The following is a 19,617-nucleotide window of genomic DNA, read 5'->3' as shown; positions in this document are numbered from 1 at the left end:
ATCATTTGTGAAACATTTCACAAAATAGACATACACAAACGAAATGATTTCATGTATATTGAATTCAGGAAATGTTACTCACGAACAAACTTGTGAAACTTTTCACAAACAATGAAATTCATGTAGGAAAGCATCTCTATTTTTTTGTGTTAATTGGGACTTATTTTGACCTATAGGGACATATAAGGACCGTGATAGTAGAATAGGAGGAAATTCACATGGTAGTCAAAGAGAAAGTTGTAAATGAAATGCAGGAAGTAAAAAAGATGATTGATACGCTAGTAAATAATGGTCAACAAGCTTTACAAGCATTAGAAAGTTTTACACAAGAGGAAATTGACAACATTGTTCATGAAATGGCATTAGCAGGTGTTGATCAACATATGCCGCTAGCAAAATTGGCAGTTGAAGAAACTGGCCGTGGTGTATATGAAGACAAATGCATTAAAAATATTTTTGCCACTGAATATATTTGGCATAGTATAAAGCAAGATAAAACGGTAGGGATTATTCACGAAGATCCTCATGAAGAAATAATAGAAATCGCGGAACCTGTCGGTGTAGTAGCTGGGGTAACGCCAGTAACGAATCCAACGTCGACAACAATGTTTAAAGCGTTAATTGCGATAAAAACAAGAAATCCAATTATTTTCGCATTTCATCCTTCCGCACAAAAATGTTCTGTGGCAGCAGCGAAAACCGTATATGATGCAGCGATGAAAGCTGGTGCACCAAAACACTGTATTCAATGGATTGAAAGACCGTCTGTTGAAGCGACGAAACAATTGATGAACCATGATGGTGTAGCACTCGTTCTAGCAACTGGAGGCGCTGGTATGGTGAAATCAGCTTACTCTACTGGAAAACCAGCGTTAGGCGTTGGTCCTGGTAATGTACCGTGTTATATAGAAAAATCAGCACATGTAAAACGAGCTGTTAATGATTTAATTTTATCGAAAACATTTGATAACGGTATGATTTGTGCATCGGAACAAGCAATCATTGTCGATAAAGAAATTTATGATGATGTTAAAACAGAAATGATTGAAAACAATTGTTACTTTGTAACAGAAGAAGAAAGAAAAAAATTAGAAAAGCTCGTTATAAATGAAAATACATGTGCAGTAAATAGTGATATTGTAGGGAAATCAGCACAGTATATTGCCGATTTAGTTGGGATCACTGTTCCTGAACATACAAAAATGCTTGTAGCTGAAATTCAAGGTATCGGAGCAGCATATCCGTTATCTCGTGAGAAACTGAGTCCAGTATTAGCTTGTGTGAAGGCGAATTCATTAGAAGAAGGATTTACATATTGCAAAGAAATGTTGAACCTCGGTGGTTTAGGACATTCAGCAGTTATCCATTCTACAAATAAAGATGTGCAAAAGCAATTTGGGTTACGTATGAAAGCTTGCCGTCTCATTGTAAATGCACCTTCATCACAAGGTGGAATAGGGGATATATATAATGGATTTATTCCATCACTTACACTTGGTTGTGGTTCATACGGAAAGAATTCAGTTTCCCAAAATGTAACAGCGACTCATTTATTAAATATAAAAAGGCTGGCAAATAGAAAAAAGAATATGCAGTGGTTCAAACTGCCACCAAAAATTTATTTTGAAAAACATGCTACAGCTTATTTAGCAAATATGCCTAACATTTCACGTGCATTTATTGTAACGGACCCCGGAATGGTTGAACATGGCTATGTCGATACAGTCGCGCACTATTTAAACAAGAATGCAAATGATGTGAAAGTTGAAGTTTTCTTTGAGGTCGAACCAGATCCATCAGATGAAACTGTTTTCAAAGGTGCGGAAATGATGAAAAGCTTTAAGCCAGATGTAATTATCGCACTTGGTGGTGGTTCAGCTATGGATGCAGCAAAAGGAATGTGGTTATTCTATGAGCATCCAGAAACGACATTCTATGGTATTAAACAGAAATTTTTAGATATAAGAAAACGTACATGTAAATATCCGGAATTAGGAAATAAGGCGCAGTTTGTTGCGATTCCAACGACATCAGGAACGGGATCAGAAGTGACACCATTTGCGGTTATTACAGATAAGAAAAATAATATAAAGTATCCGCTCGCAGATTATGAATTAACACCAGATGTAGCAATTGTTGATCCACAATTTGTAATGACAGTACCACCACATGTAACAGCAGATACTGGTATGGATGTTTTAACACATGCAATTGAGGCGTATGTGTCTGTTATGGCAAATGACTATACAGATGGATTAGCATTAAAAGCCATTGATCTCGTATTCAAATATTTACCGAGAGCATATAAAGATGGAAATGATGAAGAAGCAAGAGAAAAAATGCATAACGCTTCTGCAATTGCAGGGATGGCATTCGCAAACGCTTTCCTCGGTATTAATCACAGCTTAGCACATAAGATTGGACCAGAATTCCATATTCCGCACGGACGCGCAAATGCCATTCTAATGCCGCACGTAGTCCGCTATAATGCTATTAAGCCAAGAAAACACGCATTGTTCCCAAAATATGAGCACTTTGTGGCAGATGAAAGATATGCACATATAGCGAGAATGCTCGGTCTTCCAGCAAGTTCGGCAGCAGAAGGGGTGGAATCACTCGTCCAAGCAATTATTGAGCTTGGAAAAAGCTTAAATATTAATATGAGTATTGCGGGACAAGGAGTCGATAAAGAGCAATTTGAAGAGGTTGTTGGAGTATTAGCAGAAAGAGCTTTTGAAGATCAATGTACAACTGCTAATCCAAAGTTACCGCTTATTTCAGAGCTGAAAGAAATTTATATGGAAGCATATAAAGGTGAATAATGATAAAAAAAGAGCCGCAGTAAAAGCGGCTCTTTTTTTTATTGGAAAATATCTCCCAGAATGGCTGTATTTACTGGTCTTTCAGTTTCATAGAATATGATACAGTGAAATGGAGGAGTGAGAATATAATGAAAGAATTAAAAGGAAAAATAGAAGATTATACTCGGTTTGGACAAATGCTTCTCGCTGTAAGTACATTGTTAATGGTTGGCTTATTGATTCCGAGTGGAGCAAAAGAGACAATCCAATTTTTTGTTATGATGGGGAGCATCGTTATATTTTTAAGCTTATCGTTCTTTTTCTTTCAGCGTGTGAAAGTGATGCGTGACCAGCTAGAGGAAAATGAATGTGAATAATATTGTTAACTAGAGCGCAGCGAAAAGAAAAAATCTTTTTGTCGCGCTTTTTGTTTTTTGTAGGAAAATATATGCGTTTCGTGTTGACAATGATAATCCTTATCAATTAAAGTAGAATAGTAGTTAATGATTATCATTATCAATTAGAGGTGAAGAAATGAAAAAATCTATTACGCTATTTACAGCGATTTTATCTATTTTTTTCTTGTTAATAGGTTGCAGTGCCAAAGGGGACGAAAAAGCGTCTGCAACCAAAACAGAAAAAGGAAAAGAGAAAATCGAAATTACCGACCTATCAGGAAGAAAGGTAACATTCGATAAAGTGCCAGAAAGTTTTGCAACATTAAGTATGGGGGACATGGATATTATTCATGCTTTAGGTGGAAAAATAGTAGGTCGCCCGGATACGAAATTAACTCTTCCGGATGAGCTAAAGAAAGCACAAGTAATTGGGAATGCACATCAACCGAATTTTGAGCAAATTGTTAGTTTAAAGCCCGATGTACTTGTTGCTAACAATGGATTCCAAAAGAATGTGCCAACGGTTGAAGGACAAGGAACGCAAGTTATCATTTCTTCTGCGAATTCTGTACAAGATATTCAAAAGAATATTGAATTATATGGAACGGTAATGAAGAAAGAAGATAAAGCAAAAGAAATTATTCAAAAAATGAATGATCAAATGAAGAAATATGAGAAAAAGAGCGATGTGAAAGCATTGCTAGTGTATGGCGCACCAGGAACTTATTTAGCGGCATTACCAACATCTTTATCAGGTGATATTTTAGAAAAAACAGGCGGAAAAAATATTGCTTCTGATTTTCCAGAAACGAAAGAATATCCGCAATATGCACAGCTAAGTGTAGAACGTATTATTGAGGCGAATCCAGATGTGATTTATTTAATTACACACGGAGATCCAAAAAGTGTGAAAAAAGCATTCGAAGGCGAAATGATGAAAAATGAAGCGTGGAAAAATTTAGAGGCAGTAAAACAAAACCGCGTAGTTATTTTGCCACCTGATTTATTTGGATCTAATCCTGGTACAAAAGTTACAGAAGCAATGGACTTTATGTATAAAAGTATACAAGATGTAAGGAAATGATACGTATGGAAAGTAGTGAAGTAGTAAGAGAAAAGGAACATCCTTTTGCGAAAAAAAGATGGATAATAGCAGTTACTTTAGTTGTATTAACAATCCTAGGTCTCTTTTACGGTCTTTTCGCAGGAAGTTTATCCTTTTCTGTACGAGATATTCTAACGGGTATACAAGATGAAGGTTCGACAGTTCATCGAATTGTATGGGATCTTCGCATACCGAGAGTGCTCATTGGGTTTATAGTAGGAACATGTTTAGCTGCATCTGGTACACTGCTACAAGGAGTTATGAGAAACCCTCTTGCAGATCCTGGTATTATCGGAGTTTCATCTGGGGCAGGCCTTGTAGCAATTGTCATCATGATTTTATTCCCACAGCATCTAGCTTTTTTACCACTAGGGGCGTTTTTAGGAGCTTTCATAACAGCGATGGTTATTTATGCTTTATCATGGCAAAAAGGGGCACCACCTTCAAGAATCGTCTTAGTAGGGGTGTCGATCAATGCATTAATTGGTGCAGCAACGTCAGCATTAATGTTATTACATAGTGACAAAGTACAATCGGTGTTACCGTGGCTAGCGGGTGGTATTGGTGGTGTAAGTTGGGCACATTTAAATATGATTATTTATTATGCAATATTCGCCATTATATTAGCTTTCTTTGGTATTAAGCATATTCGAGTGTTAATGCTTGGAGATGAAATGGCAAAGTTATTAGGACATAACGTGGAAAAAAGTCGGTTTTATTTAATCGTAGTAAGTACATTATTAGCTGGAATTGCAGTAAGTGTGTCTGGTCTGATTGGATTTGTCGGTCTTGTCGTACCACATATGCTACGTTTATTAGTTGGAAATGATTATAGATATTTGCTACCTTTATCATGCCTTGGCGGCGGGGTATTACTTGTTTTTGCGGATGCAATAGCTCGAAGTTGGTTTGACCCAATCGAATTGCCTGTTGGTATTTTACTGTCCTTCTTAGGTGGTCCGTTCTTCTTATATTTAATTCATAGAGGAGGAAAACAAAGTGATTTCCGTTAACAAAGTGTTTTACGCACACTCTGAAAGATTTCAAATGCAAAATATGAATGTACATATTAAGGCTGGAGAAATCGTTAGTTTAATTGGTCCGAATGGATCGGGAAAATCTACTTTGCTTCGTTTAATAGCAAGGCTACTGAAACAAAGCGAAGGGGACATCATTTTAGATGGGAAAAATATTCATATGATGAAGAGTGCTGATGTAGCGAAGCAATTAGCAATGTTACCACAAATGCATGATCATCAATTAGATTTAACAGTGAAAGAACTAATTGAGTTCGGAAGAGGTCCACATAAATCATGGAGTAGCCACTTAAATAAAGAAGATGAAGAAATTGTTGATTGGGCATTGTCTGTTACAAATCTTGAAGGGTGTGAATATCGTCTTTTACATTCTTTATCAGGAGGAGAACGGCAACGTGCTTGGATTGCGATGACGCTAGCGCAACGTACAAATGTCTTATTATTGGATGAACCAACAACCTTTTTAGATATCGTTCACCAGTTGGAAGTAATGGAACTTGTGAAACGATTAAATGAGGAGTTTGGAATGACAATTATAATGGTTTTACATGACATTAACCAAGCTGCTCAATATAGCGATCGTTTACTTGTATTAAAGCGAGGGAAAATTCAGTATGATGGTATACCAGAAGAAGTACTATGCCATGAAATGTTTCAACATATATTTGGCATAGATGTAGATATTTTTCAGGGAAGTGACAAGCCTTTTTTTACACCGAAACGAATTTCTAAAAGGGGAGAAGAGCGATGCAAACAGAAGAGCGTATTACCATTGAATTAGTAAGAAAATTTGTTATGGCAGCTCACGGGGATTTAGAGAAAGTACAAGAGCTATTGGTTGAATCACCAAGCTTACTTCACGCCTCTTATAATTGGGGTGGATCAGATTGGGAAAGTGCGTTAGGCGCATCGGCACATGTAGGTCGTAAAGATATTGCTCTTTATTTACTAGAAAAGGGTGCTCGGATGGATATTTTTGCAGCAGCTATGCTTGGTGAATTAGAAGTTGTACAAGCTATTTTAGTAGCTCAACCAGAAGCATTGCGCGCATCTGGTCCTCATGGTATTTCTCTTCTTCAACATGCACGAATGGGTGGAGAGAAATCTAAGCGTGTATATGATTATTTAGCAATACTATCTTAATGAACGAAGGAAGTTCTTATGTGCGGTAAACTTTTCACTTGAAACAATTGGAAAGTTTACCGCCCGTTAGAACGGGATAAGTATCTAGTATATTTGAAAATCCTACACCCCCCTCAATTGTAGTTTTCTTTATGCTAGTTATGATATGGATGCAGTGGACAATATTTGTCTACTGCTTTTTTTGTTTCTATAAGATTGAATATTCTGTGTTATGTAGTTGATTCATTTATAATAAATGGTAACATTTATTGTGCATACAAAATATGATTGTGAAATTAAGAAGAAATTAGTAGAAAGGAGTGAAGGAATGTTTCATACAGACCGTTTACAAATTCGTAAATATACAATGGATGATTTACAGTTCTACGCTTCACTATGGGGAAACGAAAAAGTAATGCGCTATATTGGAAATGGGAATTTAAAAACATATATGCAATGTAAAAAAAGTTTGGAAGAGTGGGTAATTCCTAGCTATAAAAACGGCCTCGGTTTATTTGTATTAATTGAAAAGGAAACGGGGATACGGATTGGTCATGCAGGATTAGTAAAGCAGCAGATAGATGGAAAAGAGGAAATTGAAATTGGTTATTGGTTATTACCTCAGTATTGGGGAAAAGGCTATGCGAAAGAAGCAGCGGCAGCATTTCGAGACTATGGCTTCCAAGCGTTACGAATGAATAAATTGATTTCTCTTATTAATCCGGACCACCCCGCCTCAATCTTTGTCGCTAGAAAAACGGGGCTTAGTTATGAGAAAACAACTTCATTTCATGGGATGGATGTTCTCGTTTATTCCATTAGGCGCGTTGGATGAAAAAAGGTTAATTGCATTTTTTGAAGAATGGTATATAAAAATAAAGGGGGGGATTACATGTACATTTATCATAATGGACTTATTATTCGTGAGGGAACGAATGGTGTACCTGCATATGCAATTAAGACTTTATTTGAAGATGCCGGTTGGAGCAATGATAATATCCCTTCTTGGCAAATTGAAAAATTCACGATAGCATTTGAAAATTCAACATGGGCATTCACAATCTGGGATGAAGAAGAGATGATTGCCATGGTTAGAGTCATTTCTGATGGAATCATGGTCGCGAACATAGTAAATTTAGTTGTGAAATGTGAATATAGAGGGAAGGGATTAGGTAAGAAACTTGTCGCTCTTTGTTTGCAAAAGCTACCACATGGTGACTGGTTTGCACATACTTCTGCGAACAATTTTGATTTTTATAGAAGCTGTGGATTTGAAGTTAGAGAGCTATCGAGAAATGGAACATGTGCGTATTATGGATATCAAGTCGCCAAAAGAGATGGTCACCGATAAATGAATGGCAAGTAAAAAAGTATAGCGAGGTAATTTTGAGACTTTTGATAATAGAGAATGGATTGAGGCTCGTTTTATGATAAAATAAAAGAAAATTCTGTTTATTTCTAGGGGGATAAAAATGAGTATAAAAGTTGGGGATGTATTTAAATATGAAAGAAGATTTACTGAGGAAGAGGTTTTTGAATTTGCAAATATTACCGGTGATAAAGGTAGACACCATGTGGAATACGATGAAGATGGAAGATTAATGGTTCATGGTTTATTGACTGCTAGCATTGGGACGAAAGTGGGAGAAGAGTTACATTACATAGCAAGAGAATTAGTAAGTGAGTTTATTAGACCAGTGTTCACAGGAGATACGATCACTTGTGAACTAACTTTAACAAATGTTGAGCAAATGGAAGGCTATAAAAAAGTTTCAATCGAGTCAGTTTATCGCAATCAGCATGAAAAGACTGTACTAGTTGGGACAAGTTATGGAATTATAAGGGGATAAAAAAGAAGCCTGTTTAACAGGCTTCTTTTTTATTATTTAGTAAACACGTTTTCGATTTTCTGCATAACTAGAGATGAGTAATAATGCAGTTTCTTCTCCTATATTACGAACAATATGAGGAACACATGCATTCCATGAGAAAGAATCACCTTCTTCTACAATTGCAATATCTTCACCGTGCTGAACTTCTAGTTTTCCGCGTAATACAAGGTGACATTCTTCCCCTTCATGGGCATTTGGTGAGTTTTCTTTCGGGAATCCAGTAGGGATTTCTACTAAAGATAGGCGAAGGCCCCCTTGCTCCGCAACATGTTCAATTCTTTGCTCATCTTTGCCGTATACACTGTATTTCCGTTCTTCTTTTTTGACAATTTTTAATCGATCTTTTTGCTCTAACAATAAATAGGGAAGGGGAACGTTTAAAAAATTGGAGATCGTTTCTAAAGTTGAGATAGATGGTGATGTTTTATTATTTTCAACCTGACTCATAAATCCTTTAGAAAGACCTGTTCCCTCACAAATTTGTGCGATTGTTATGCCCCTACGTTGACGAATTTCACGTATTGCAGAACCAATATTCATAAAATCAAGCTCCTTTTTGTAAACAACTATTTGTATCATAGCAAAAAAAATATATTTTTTCCCAGTGAAAATGAATTGACGAATAAAAAAAATTAGTGTATGTTTTGTAATGTGAATAAAAGTTTTATATAATAAAACTATAAAGGAGAGAAAGAAATGAATCAACATATTGGTAACTTAATTATTCGTATCGTGTTAGGGGTAACATTCTTCATGCACGGTTTAACAAAATTCCAATCAGGAATTGACAATATTGCAGGGTGGTTTACAAGCATTGGTTTACCAGGAGGACTTGCATACGGTGTAGCAACATTTGAATTAGTTGGAGGCCTATTATTAATTCTAGGTTTAGGTGTAAGATATATTGGATTATTATTTGCACTTGTTATGGTTGGAGCAATCGTAAAAGTGAAATGGTCAGCTGGTTTATTGGGAGATGGAAAAAATCCTGGTTTCGAATTAGAACTTGCATTATTAGCAATGGGTGCATACTTATTTGTTGCAAAAGCTGATGGTTTTGTAGATAATTTCTTAAAAGAAAAAATGTCAAAGAAGAAATAATTTAAATGGGGGAGGCTAACAAGATGAGTTTTCAACTTCATCCCAATACAACACTTGATGTTGTTCATTTATACGTATCTAATGTAAAGAAATCACTAGAGTTTTATACGGAAGTACTAAGTATGAAGGTGCTAAAAGAAGAAAAAGCAGTCGTTACATTTGGGAATGAAAATGATGAACCACTTCTTATCATTGAAGAAAAGAAAGAAGCTTTTCCGAAGCAAAGAGGAAGAACAGGGTTATATCATTACGCAATTTTATTACCAAGTAGGCAGGATTTAGCGAATGTTCTTCGTCATCTTGTAGAAATGGTATATCCACTACATGGCGGGGCCGATCATTACTTTAGTGAAGCTCTTTATTTAGCTGATCCAGATGGAAACGGGATTGAAATTTATCATGATCGACAAAAAGAAGTTTGGCGTGATGAGAATGGAGAGCTCCCATTTGTTAGTAACCCGTTAGCTGGTGAAGAATTATTGCAGCAAGGAAGTACATGGAGTGGATTTCCAGCTGGTACTGTGATGGGGCATATTCATTTCCATGTAGCTGATTTAGAGGAAGCGAAACGTTTCTATGTTGATGGTCTTGGTTTTGAAGTAACGATCCCAGCTCGTAATGGAGCGTTGTTCGTATCAGCAGGTGGCTATCATCACCATATCGGTTTAAATACATGGCAAGGTGAAGGGGTACCACCGCAAATGCCAGGTTCTGTTGGTTTGAAATATTTCACAATTGTACTAGCGGATGAAAAACAAAAAGAACAAGTATGTGAAAGCTTAAAAAATATTGGCAAGATTGCTACGTACAAAGATGGAATATTACAAGTCGAGGATCCATTTGGACATTGTATCCATTTCAAAATAAAAGGAGAAGCCTAAAAAGGCTTCTCTTTTTTATTTTCTTATAATTGCATTTTCGTTTTGTAAAAATAGTTCATCAAATTGTTTTGCAAGCTCAAAATCTAGTTTCGTTAAACCTTTTGCATTCCAAGATGACAAAGTAATAATAACTGCTTTATACTGGATAAGGATAAATGGATGGTGATTATGTTCTTCTGATAGTTTGGCGGCTTCAGAGACAAATTCGACTCCTTTTAAGTAGTCGGAAAACATATATTTTCGTTCAATCCATTTCTCATCTTTTACCATCCATTTATCTACCTTCAATAATTCCTCGTGAACTTCTTCTTCAGTTAATCTTAGCATCATTTTTCACATCCTTTATTGGAAGTAACGCAAGACCATTGTTAATAAGGCGTGTTACAGCTTCGTCAGTTGTGAAAGTAGAAAGTTGATGTAGTAATGCTGCAGATGTTTCATGCCCTTTGTTATGCTCTAAAAGTAACTCTAATACTTCAAGGCGCAGCAACCATTCTTTCGCATAAAATTTATTTAATACTTCTTGAATTGCTACTAATTGATCGATATGCGCGTCGTGTAAAATCCCCTCACTTCGAATATCTCGAACTGTTTGATACATACGCTCGAGTTCATTCAGTACAAGCGGAGCAGGAATTTCTTGAACTTCTTCATCCATTGGGAAAAATGCTGCTGCATCTGCGGCACCTGGGAATACTGAAGTGATTTGTGAGCCAACAGCCATATCAAATGCGCCCCATGAAGCATCAAATAAAACGCGGGCGTTATAAGTAACTGTGCAATCGATAAAGGAAATAAGAGCAATTTTCTTATCGTTTTTCACAATATCTGTTACTGTTCCTTTTACATGAATACCACTTGCAAAAGTAAACTCAGCGATAGTTCCAATTGTAATTCCTAATGATTGTAGTTGTTCGTCTGTACAATTTTCTAATGCAATATTTTCAGTAAGTAATCCAATCGGTGTTCCAAATCCGTCACTGTGTACAGAAGTAGAATGATTCGCTAACTGTTTATTATGAAGCGCTAATGCCGTTGGCGAATTTGTTCGCATGTAAATTAATTCACCTGCATCGTTTTCAATTGTCTCGCTAAATGTACCTGTGATTTGTAATCCGCTATTTAGCTCAGCTGTTGCATAGTTCTCAGAGCGAATTGCTTTTTCTAAACCTTCTTTTCCACCTGTTTTAAAGGCCATTGTTTTAGAAAATGTTTCAAGCGCATCTGTTAATTCTTCAAAGGACTTGCAAACGAATAGTTGTGGTTGCATTTTTGTTACGTCATAAGTTGTCCCTGTACATGCTTCGATAGAAAATGGAACTTTTTCTACAGCGTCTGTTAAGCAATGTTTGCTTTCGCCAACAGAAGAAAGGAGACCAGCACCATATATTTTTGGATCATCTATATTTCCAATCAATCCATATTCTACTGTCCACCAGAAAAGACGTGAAATTTGTTCAGCTTCTGATAAACCAGAAACTAAGTTTTGTTTTTCGATTACAGCATTTTCAGCAGCCTTAACTTCATCAGGAGTAGAAGTAGGACTTTCTTTTACTATCGTTAATGTACGAACAGCTTCAAATGCATCATGTTCTTCTTTTGTAGAGAAAGCTTTTGCACCAATTTGCCCAAAACGTTTCACATATTTTGCATATGTAGGATCAAGTAAAATCGGTGCGTGTCCTGCGGCTTCGTGTACGATATCTGGAGCTGGTGTGTACTCGATATTTTCTACTTTCCGAATATCTGTTGCGATTGGTAGTAATCCGTGTCCTTGGAAATCGAAGAATGCTACACCGGGAATAAGTCCGTCAATCGTTACAGCGCCCCAGCCACTTGGTGCCAAACACTCATTCATTTCTTCTACTTTTGGAATTGAATCTATATTAATACCAGATGATTGTAGTCCGTTCACATAGGCTGGATGAGCAACGTCTTTTAAGAAACTATGATTTTGTCTCATAATATAACGCCACACAGCGTGATTCACCGGTGTGTATTGATCATAATGTTGTGTGGATACGAATGGTTTTAAATGCGATGGGATTTCTGTTTTCTTTGTCATTTAGACATCCTCCTTTTTTTTCAATAAAATTGAATATCGATTTCGTATAGCTTGTATCACCTCCTTTCATTTTTGTAAGCGCTTATAAAATTTTATCATAAGATTCGGAATTATTTAACATATGTTTCTGTGAGAAATAGAAAAAGCCCCTATCGGAAAATCCGATAGGGGCGAAAGAATCGCGGTACCACCCTATTTGTAAGAGAAAATATACTTACATCTCAATTAATGATAACGGAAAAATTCCGTCTTTTCCTTCATGCATAAAAGCACTACGAAAAAGAAGCTCCAGAATTGTAATTCATACTTATATATGTGCTAATTTCCACCGACCATTAGCTCTCTGTAACAGGGATATAAGATACTACTGCGATTCTTTCAACGCGTATATATGAAATTGTGTAAGAGGATGGATGCAAAAAAGTCCCTATCGGAAAATCCGATAGGGACGATAAAAATCGCGGTACCACCCTATTTGTAAACAACTAATTGTTTACCACTCACTTTACGATAACGGAAAGATCCGTCTTTCTCTTCATGCCATAAAAAGCATTACGGGAAAGAAGCTCCAGAATTGTAATTCACGCTTGTATATGTACTGATTCGCACCAACCATCAGTTCTCTGAGACAGTGATATAAGTCGCTACTAGCATTCCTTCAAAGCCGATATATAATTCGTTCAACTAAACTATGTTTTGTATTATAAAACTATATTAAAAAAATTGTCAACAAAAATTTTTTATCCCGTGTTAATGAGCAGTAAAATTCCTACCTCAAAATTCAGTGGAAGTAAAGAAGTAAAGAAGTAAGATGGGAGCCTAACTGCTCGTGAACCCCCGATTGGTGAAGGCTAATAATCAGTGGGGATGAACGAAATCTCCACTGATTAAAATTTCACTTTATTTCACTTCTAAATTAACAGTTAAATTAGAGGTATTGCCAGCTGCATCAGTTGCTACAATGTGAATAGTATTTTTTCCTTCGTGTAATTGAGTGCGATCGAAATAAATGTCATAGCTTTTCTCCCAAGGGTTCAGGAATGCCTGTTCCCATACACCATTTCCGTTAATTTCATATTGCATTCTCACTGGAATACCAGGTGCTATCCAACCAGATTCTGACATCCAATCTAGTAGAATATCATCAACTTTTCCTCTAATTACAAGATTTTCTTGGTCAACCTCGTGTGTTAACTTAGGTGCAGTTCGATCAAGAAATACAGCAGCTGTTTGCTTTGTTTCTCCGCCAGAATTAGAAGCAACTGCTTCAATTTGATATAGCCCGTCAGTTAAAGGAGTGCCATCTGCTTTTGTACCATTCCATTTGAAAGGTTTATACCCAGGAGTTGCATTTTTAGCTTGATGGATAATCCCTTGATACGTTACATGTTCTTTCGTAACTAAATTTGCATGCAATGTGATATCATCCACAGGCGCAACTAAATAGTAGTTGATGAGATTATCATCTAGTACGTGGTCGCCATTTGGGCTAAAAGTAGAATTAATAATTTCAAGTCCATCGATACGTTTATAATCTTTAGGATCGATACTAAATGTGAATGGAATTCGAATTTCTTCTTTTGCCCCTTGTTCTTTTACATATACATTTCCAGTATATACACCTTGTTGTAGTGAGTTATCTACAGTGATAGTAAATGGTTTTTCGGTACTACTATTCGGTTGTATGCTAATCGATGAAGGGACAGAAGCTTTTACTTTTGTTTTTGTGTTTGCATCTAGTAATTCCACACGAGTTGAAAAACTTTTCTTTTTACTAGAAAGGTTTTGTAATGTAACATTTTGCGTCAGTTTTACTTTTCCGCTATTGGGCTTAATAAGACCGAAGCTGACATTGTTAGGTTTTACTAATATATTTGTTTGAGCTGCTTTCGGAATGTTAATTAAACCAGATCCTTGTGCCATAACAGGGTATGTATTTTCATTGACATCATGTAATGTTTTGGCATTGTTGGCAAGAGCCGCTTTCAATTGTTCTGTCGTCCAATCAGGATGCATTTGACGCAAGAGGGCAACCGCTCCAGCTACTTGCGGAGCAGCCATACTTGTTCCGTTATGCGATTCATAGCCGCCTCGCGGTACTGTACTAGTAATTTGTACTCCAGGTGCAACAACATCAGGCTTTATTAGCCAACTTCCTTGTGATGGTCCTCTTGAACTAAAGTTACCGATAAGTTCTGTTTGCTTTGGTTGTCCAATTTTTATGTTTTTCTTTCGTTTTGTAATTAAAGTTTTTAATTCTTCCCCATTTGTATTTGATAATTGCGTTACTGGGACAGCTAGATGTTCACGTGAAAAATATTCCGGCATCATATTAATTTCTTTTTCGCTAGAGATTAATAACACACCAAGTGCACCAGCTTGCTTCGCTTGTTCTGCTTTTACTAATGTACTAGAAGTACCTTGTAAAATAAGTGCGAATTTCCCTTTTACATCTTGTTTTGCATAATCACTTGGATTGCCATAACCAACATATACAAGAGGGGAATCATTTCCTATTGGAAAATCGGATTTTGATAACGGTAACCCTTGATATGTTTTGCTGGAACCAGCTACTTGGAATGTTGGAAACGGGATAGAAACCGTAGATGCTCCAACAGAAATGACACTACTTGCGTTACCGGGAGCATCAACAGACCAAGGTTTTGGTCCGTCATTTCCATTTGAAACGACAGCAGTAACACCAAGTTTCGCTGCTCGTTCTAACGTTAATGTTACAGGCTGATCAGGTACATTTAAATCCTGCCCAAGGGAGAGGTTTAACACATCCGCACCATCTTGAATCGCTCGCTCAATCCCTTGGATAATATCATCTGTTGTACCAGTTCCACCGTCATTCATTACACGATAGGCTAGAATAGAAGCGTTTGGAGCAACGCCTTTAATTTTTCCGTTACCTGCAATAATTCCAGCTACATGAGTACCATGTACGTTACCATCCATTGGATCGTTATCTTCATCAACCGTGTCATATCCACCGATATAATTTGCCTTTAAGTCAGGGTGTGTATAGTCTACGCCAGAGTCGATAATGGCTACTTTCATGCCTTTTCCATCAAGCGGTTTGCCAGATGGATCTTTTAAATTCCACGCTTCAGGTGCACCAATTGTCGGTCCACCGATATTTGGTGCTTCTTCGTTAGTAGCACTTTTTGATGTTTCATGCAATTTATATGTTAAGTTCGGATAGACTGCTTTTACTTCAGGTAAAGAGGCAAGAGAGGTAATTTGATCTCCAGGAACTGAAATAGAGAATCCGGAAAATAACGTATTATACACTTCTTTAATTTTTGCACCAGGTGCTTTTTCTTTTATTTTCTTAGTCGTATTTTCTTGTGCTTTTTTTAGCTCAGCATGATAAGACTGCGCATTACTATTTTGGAAATCTGGAGCATGCTGAATATTACTTTGAGCAGCGAGAGGTGCGTGTTGCAATTCTACAATTACTGATATTTCTTTTGTTGTTTTCGTTTCAACATTTTGAGCAATTTTATGTTCTCCCCACTGTTCAATCGTTGTTTTTAATTGTGGACTAAATTGCTTTTCCTTTTGTAGTGATTCAGCATGAGCGCTTAAAGCTCCAAAACTAGAAAAGACAAGCGCCATGCTTAATAGTGTAGATGTAGTTTTTTTCATTGATACTCCCCCTAATAAAAGTGCTAATATTCAGAAATAAAATCTTGCATTTTAGTTAAAAATTATAAATATAAATGTTGGATAAACTATACTTTCGACATAATTCATACCAATCCTCTATGAATTGAAAATTTCTTGGGAAATTTTTTCTGATTATGTCGAATCGATATTTTTCACATATTGTAGGGAGAAAGTGAGGAATGCTATGAGGGAAATGGAGTGATGGTATGAAAAGGCTAATAGTAAGTGGTAGTGTAGTGTTGTTTATGTTTTTATTTTCTATCACTATTACTAGTGCAGAAAATAATAGTGTGAAAGTTGCTTTTATTCGTCATCATAACCTTTGGATTAAAGTTGATGGGAAAGAAATACAGATTACAAAAGGAGAGTACATAACAGGGCCGAAGTGGTCATATGATGGGGAGTGGCTAGCATATGTAAAAGGGAAGAAACAAAGTATTCTTGAGTTATATCGGATGAAAGATGGAAAGAAAGTTACGCCGTTTCACTCAGAAGCATCAAATTATCAATGGTCACCAACAGAAAATATAATTGCATTTATATTTACAGGTACATTAAATACATTTGATGTAGAAAAAAAGAATGCAGATTTTGAAAATGTATCGGCTGGTGTAGGGGATTATGCATGGTACCCCGATGGAAAGAACTTTCTTGTATCCTCTGAAGCGCACTTACTTCCAACAGGATGGACAGGTGCTCAGCTATATGAAGTGCAAAAAGATGCACATATGAATCCTCACAAAATGAAGCATTTGTATGCATTGCCAAATGAACATGATGATTTCCTAGCGCTAGTAGCAAGTGGCTTTAAGTGGTCACCAGACCAAAAGTGGATTTCATTTTTAGCAGTACCGACAGCTTCATGGTCAGCTGATAGTAATACGCTTTGCTTAGTTCGTGCAGATGGCAGTCGGTTTGAAAAAGTAGATCAAATGTTATTAAACGCACAATGGTTTCAATGGGCACCATCAAAAAATATATTAGCTTATATTGAAGGGAGCGGAAGAGTTGCATTAGAAAATAAGCATTTAAAAGTAAAGGAATTGCCAGCACTTCAGCAGAACATATTTACGCCGAAAGGATATGTTGATTGGGATTTTGTATGGAAGAACGATAGAGTAATTATCGTTTCACGAGCAAAAGAGGCAGGGATAGAAACTCCACCAGAAAAAAGGCCACTACCATCTTTGTATGAGGTCGATAGTACAAGTAATGCACAGCATCAAATCACAAAGAAAACGAACAAGCAAGGGGATTACCACCCGATCTTCATGAAGAAGAGTAATCAATTAATTTGGATACGTTCAGACCGTAAGAAAGCGGATGTATGGCTTGTTCATAAAGATGGGAAACAGGAAAAGAAGTGGATTGAAAATATAGATGTACCAGCGTGGTATTATGAGAAATGGAATTGGGAAAATGTCATCTCGGTGAAATAACAATAAAAAACTGCCTAAAAGATCATTTTAGGCAGTTTTTTATTGTTATTTATGCGTTTTATTTGGCTTTTTTTTCGCTGGGTTTCCGTTCCCTTGGCGCTTTCTATTTTGTTCATCTTTTGCTTGTTTTTCATGCAGTGTATCTAAAAAGTCATTCGAGTTACTCATTTTTCTATCGCTCCTTTCATTTCGTCCTAATTACTATAACCATTTAGGAGGATAATCATGAGTTAGAAGTTAGGCACTTAATTTTCTTCGATAATGTAAGTAAAATATTCCATACATAACAAATAGCATGAGTAAAACTTGTAACTCTACATTTTCCTTTAAAATAGCTGCGATAGGGTCTGGTAAGTACGGTGATTTATCGTTTGTGCTTAAACCTAACCATTTATTTAAGAGGCTAATGGTACAAAACATAAAAACACCGGACCAGCTTGCCGCAATTGCTTTTTGTTTAATTTTTGTTTCACGTTCATCATCTGTAATCCAAGGATTAGCAGTTTTATCACTACTAAAGAAGCCGTTTATATATCCCCATACAATCATTCCAATAAAGACAATTATCCATTTCATATATGTAATTCTCCTTTCGGTGTAAAAAGTATTTTACATGTGATATTGTAATATTTTACAAAGATTAGTGTCAAACCTTTTTTACATATCGTTTTTTATACAGCAGGAATAAAGAATGCAATAGGGAAGAAATATGTGTGAGGATTTTATAGTAAGAGGAGGCTGAATATGAAAATCGTTTTTGTTCGGCATGGTGAAGGTGAACATACAACGGATTTACCAGAAAGTTTACAAGTGTTTGACCCACCATTGACGAGAGTAGGAAAGGCTCAAGCTAAATTACTTCAACTTGATGTACCATTGCAAGAAACGGATATATTAATTGTTAGCCCTACACTTAGAACTTTGCAAACGGCGACAATATGGAGTGCGAAAGTTGCTTGTCAAAAAATCGTCCATCCATATGTATCCCCGCGTATTTTTCCTTATCGAGAAGGAGCGAAAACATTACCGTGCGATTATATAGTAGATCAGGGAATGATAACAAAGTTATTTCCGCATTTTTCGATAGAGAAAAGCTCAAATAATCAGTTATGGAAGGAAGGTATAAACACTATTTCAGAGAATAGTTTTCAGCAAATAGTAAATGAATTTCTTCTTTGGTGTTATGAACTGGGTGCTGAAAGAATTTGCATTGTATCTCACGATGGAACAATTACAGCATATAGGCAATATTTACAGAAAGTCGTTTTAACTAGATCAGATTTTTTGAAAGAAACGGGCATATATGAAATGGATTTATCCCATAAAATTCTGATTGATAAGGGCTGATTATAGGATGGGGGTTGTATGTTGAATATTGCATTAGTAGTTGGTTTTAATTCGGATTTAGAGGCGCAATCAATCCGAGCATCTCTTGAATATTTTGGTGCAAGGGTTGTGACATATTGGATTGGTAGACCGAAAGATTTTGTGGAAGTTCTTTCTGGAAAGAACTTATTTAACGATATTAATTATATTATTTTTTGCTTTCATGGTGAAGAAGGGAAGTTTGTCATGGAAGAGTTAGGCGAAGAAGTATATGAACAAGATGAACCGAGAGGGTATTTTGGTACAGAAGAAATTTATAAATATGCAAAATTGCATAATACACATATTGTAAATAGCGGGTGCACGTTAGGGGAGAAAAATCTAGCAAAATCTTTTTTACATAGTGGGGCGAAATCATATATTGGATCGATTGATTATGTAGATGGAAATGCAGCACTTATGTTTACTATACGCTTATTTTATGGGGTTATTAACCATGGGAAAACGTTAGAAGAAGCGTTTCAAGAAGCGAGTTTAATTGATGAGGAGACACATACATTTCGATTCTATAATTAGTGTGAAACACGTTTATTCTATATTCGAATAAACGTGTTTCACATTTAACTCACATTTTTTTTACATTTTTTCAATGAAAATGATTATCACTTGTGGTATGATATGTTCAAGTTTTTACAGGTAATAAAAGTTACTATATAAACATTAGTTTTTAATGTTTCATACGCATGTCACAGATTATTCATAATTAACATTTGAA

General features: G+C 36.2%; 20 protein-coding genes and 2 other annotated features. Of the genes, 14 read left to right on the top strand and 6 right to left on the bottom strand.

What is annotated here, in order from left to right; genetic code table 11:
* Nucleotides 1-218 precede the first annotated feature (218 nt).
* The 9 genes from adhE (at nucleotide 219) to MKY21_RS21955 (ending at nucleotide 8,313) form a co-directional block, all read left to right on the top strand.
* Complete coding sequence (gene adhE, locus MKY21_RS21995) at nucleotides 219-2,822, top strand: bifunctional acetaldehyde-CoA/alcohol dehydrogenase (protein WP_016118651.1); 2,604 nt, start codon at nucleotides 219-221, stop codon at nucleotides 2,820-2,822.
* 128 nt (nucleotides 2,823-2,950) lie between these two features.
* A complete protein-coding gene (locus MKY21_RS21990; protein WP_000661265.1) occupies nucleotides 2,951-3,178 on the top strand; it encodes a YrhC family protein in 228 nt (75 codons plus the stop codon).
* Between the two features lie 157 nt (nucleotides 3,179-3,335).
* Nucleotides 3,336-4,283 carry an ABC transporter substrate-binding protein gene (locus MKY21_RS21985; RefSeq protein WP_000748455.1) on the top strand — a complete coding sequence of 316 codons (948 nt, stop codon included), beginning with the start codon at nucleotides 3,336-3,338 and terminating at the stop codon, nucleotides 4,281-4,283.
* Between the two features lie 5 nt (nucleotides 4,284-4,288).
* Nucleotides 4,289-5,317 (top strand): FecCD family ABC transporter permease, encoded by a 1,029-nt coding sequence (locus tag MKY21_RS21980; protein ID WP_002000971.1) that lies wholly within the window; start codon nucleotides 4,289-4,291, stop codon nucleotides 5,315-5,317.
* Nucleotides 5,304-6,122: an ABC transporter ATP-binding protein gene (locus MKY21_RS21975; protein ID WP_098616178.1), complete on the top strand. Its 819-nt coding sequence runs from the start codon at nucleotides 5,304-5,306 to the stop codon at nucleotides 6,120-6,122. The genes MKY21_RS21980 and MKY21_RS21975 overlap by 14 nt, the downstream gene beginning before the upstream one ends.
* Entirely contained in the window at nucleotides 6,089-6,484 is a 396-nt protein-coding gene (locus tag MKY21_RS21970; protein WP_016118650.1) for an ankyrin repeat domain-containing protein, read from the top strand. Before MKY21_RS21975 ends, MKY21_RS21970 begins: the two co-directional genes overlap by 34 nt.
* Before the next feature lie 235 nt (nucleotides 6,485-6,719).
* The gene (locus MKY21_RS21965; protein ID WP_136986246.1) at nucleotides 6,720-7,298 is read left to right on the top strand and encodes a GNAT family N-acetyltransferase; all 579 of its coding nucleotides are present in this window, start codon (nucleotides 6,720-6,722) and stop codon (nucleotides 7,296-7,298) included.
* Between the two features lie 57 nt (nucleotides 7,299-7,355).
* On the top strand, nucleotides 7,356-7,814 hold the full coding sequence (locus MKY21_RS21960; RefSeq protein WP_000276114.1) for a GNAT family N-acetyltransferase: 459 nt from the start codon (nucleotides 7,356-7,358) through the stop codon (nucleotides 7,812-7,814).
* 121 nt (nucleotides 7,815-7,935) lie between these two features.
* Nucleotides 7,936-8,313 (top strand): MaoC/PaaZ C-terminal domain-containing protein, encoded by a 378-nt coding sequence (locus MKY21_RS21955; protein WP_000025014.1) that lies wholly within the window; start codon nucleotides 7,936-7,938, stop codon nucleotides 8,311-8,313.
* Nucleotides 8,314-8,349: 36 nt separating this feature from the next.
* Here the strand turns inward: MKY21_RS21955 and MKY21_RS21950 are convergent, their stop codons facing one another.
* The gene (locus MKY21_RS21950) at nucleotides 8,350-8,895 is read right to left on the bottom strand and encodes a helix-turn-helix domain-containing protein (RefSeq protein WP_001020693.1); all 546 of its coding nucleotides are present in this window, start codon (nucleotides 8,893-8,895) and stop codon (nucleotides 8,350-8,352) included.
* A 156-nt stretch (nucleotides 8,896-9,051) separates the two neighbouring features.
* Between MKY21_RS21950 and MKY21_RS21945 the strand changes: the two genes are divergently transcribed.
* Together MKY21_RS21945 and MKY21_RS21940 are read left to right on the top strand one after the other, a co-directional pair.
* Nucleotides 9,052-9,456 (top strand): DoxX family protein, encoded by a 405-nt coding sequence (locus tag MKY21_RS21945; protein WP_001071552.1) that lies wholly within the window; start codon nucleotides 9,052-9,054, stop codon nucleotides 9,454-9,456.
* Nucleotides 9,457-9,479: 23 nt separating this feature from the next.
* Complete coding sequence (locus tag MKY21_RS21940; protein WP_000009857.1) at nucleotides 9,480-10,337, top strand: VOC family protein; 858 nt, start codon at nucleotides 9,480-9,482, stop codon at nucleotides 10,335-10,337.
* A 15-nt stretch (nucleotides 10,338-10,352) separates the two neighbouring features.
* Here MKY21_RS21940 and MKY21_RS21935 read toward each other — a convergent pair whose 3' ends face one another.
* From MKY21_RS21935 to MKY21_RS21925, 3 genes are all read right to left on the bottom strand, one after another.
* Complete coding sequence (locus MKY21_RS21935) at nucleotides 10,353-10,667, bottom strand: 4a-hydroxytetrahydrobiopterin dehydratase (protein WP_000979538.1); 315 nt, start codon at nucleotides 10,665-10,667, stop codon at nucleotides 10,353-10,355.
* A complete protein-coding gene (locus MKY21_RS21930; protein WP_000163212.1) occupies nucleotides 10,648-12,402 on the bottom strand; it encodes an aromatic amino acid hydroxylase in 1,755 nt (584 codons plus the stop codon). The genes MKY21_RS21935 and MKY21_RS21930 overlap by 20 nt, the downstream gene beginning before the upstream one ends.
* A 163-nt stretch (nucleotides 12,403-12,565) precedes the next feature.
* Nucleotides 12,566-12,793 (bottom strand) — a binding site (T-box leader).
* Between the two features lie 50 nt (nucleotides 12,794-12,843).
* Nucleotides 12,844-13,073: a binding site (T-box leader), on the bottom strand.
* Nucleotides 13,074-13,302: 229 nt separating this feature from the next.
* A complete protein-coding gene (locus MKY21_RS21925) occupies nucleotides 13,303-16,056 on the bottom strand; it encodes a S8 family peptidase (RefSeq protein WP_341077363.1) in 2,754 nt (917 codons plus the stop codon).
* Between the two features lie 227 nt (nucleotides 16,057-16,283).
* Here MKY21_RS21925 and MKY21_RS21920 point away from each other — a divergent pair, with 227 nt between their 5' ends.
* Complete coding sequence (locus tag MKY21_RS21920; protein ID WP_016118647.1) at nucleotides 16,284-17,516, top strand: TolB family protein; 1,233 nt, start codon at nucleotides 16,284-16,286, stop codon at nucleotides 17,514-17,516.
* Between the two features lie 45 nt (nucleotides 17,517-17,561).
* On the opposite strand, the gene MKY21_RS21915 is transcribed toward MKY21_RS21920, so the two are convergent.
* Nucleotides 17,562-17,684, bottom strand: coding sequence for a DUF4023 domain-containing protein (locus MKY21_RS21915; RefSeq protein ID WP_000071861.1), 123 nt, complete (start codon nucleotides 17,682-17,684; stop codon nucleotides 17,562-17,564).
* Nucleotides 17,685-17,753: 69 nt separating this feature from the next.
* Entirely contained in the window at nucleotides 17,754-18,092 is a 339-nt protein-coding gene (locus MKY21_RS21910; RefSeq protein ID WP_000871145.1) for a hypothetical protein, read from the bottom strand.
* A 168-nt stretch (nucleotides 18,093-18,260) separates the two neighbouring features.
* Between MKY21_RS21910 and MKY21_RS21905 the strand changes: the two genes are divergently transcribed.
* Together MKY21_RS21905 and MKY21_RS21900 are read left to right on the top strand one after the other, a co-directional pair.
* Entirely contained in the window at nucleotides 18,261-18,863 is a 603-nt protein-coding gene (locus MKY21_RS21905) for a histidine phosphatase family protein (protein WP_098616180.1), read from the top strand.
* An 18-nt stretch (nucleotides 18,864-18,881) separates the two neighbouring features.
* Nucleotides 18,882-19,418, top strand: coding sequence for a hypothetical protein (locus MKY21_RS21900; protein WP_000931924.1), 537 nt, complete (start codon nucleotides 18,882-18,884; stop codon nucleotides 19,416-19,418).
* Nucleotides 19,419-19,617 lie beyond the last annotated feature (199 nt).

Source organism: Bacillus sp. FSL R9-9497 (assembly GCF_038005805.1).
GTDB classification, from domain to species: Bacteria; Bacillota; Bacilli; order Bacillales; family Bacillaceae_G; genus Bacillus_A; species Bacillus_A cereus.
Note: the sequence above shows the minus strand (reverse complement) of the source record. Positions and strands in the feature narration are given on the sequence as shown.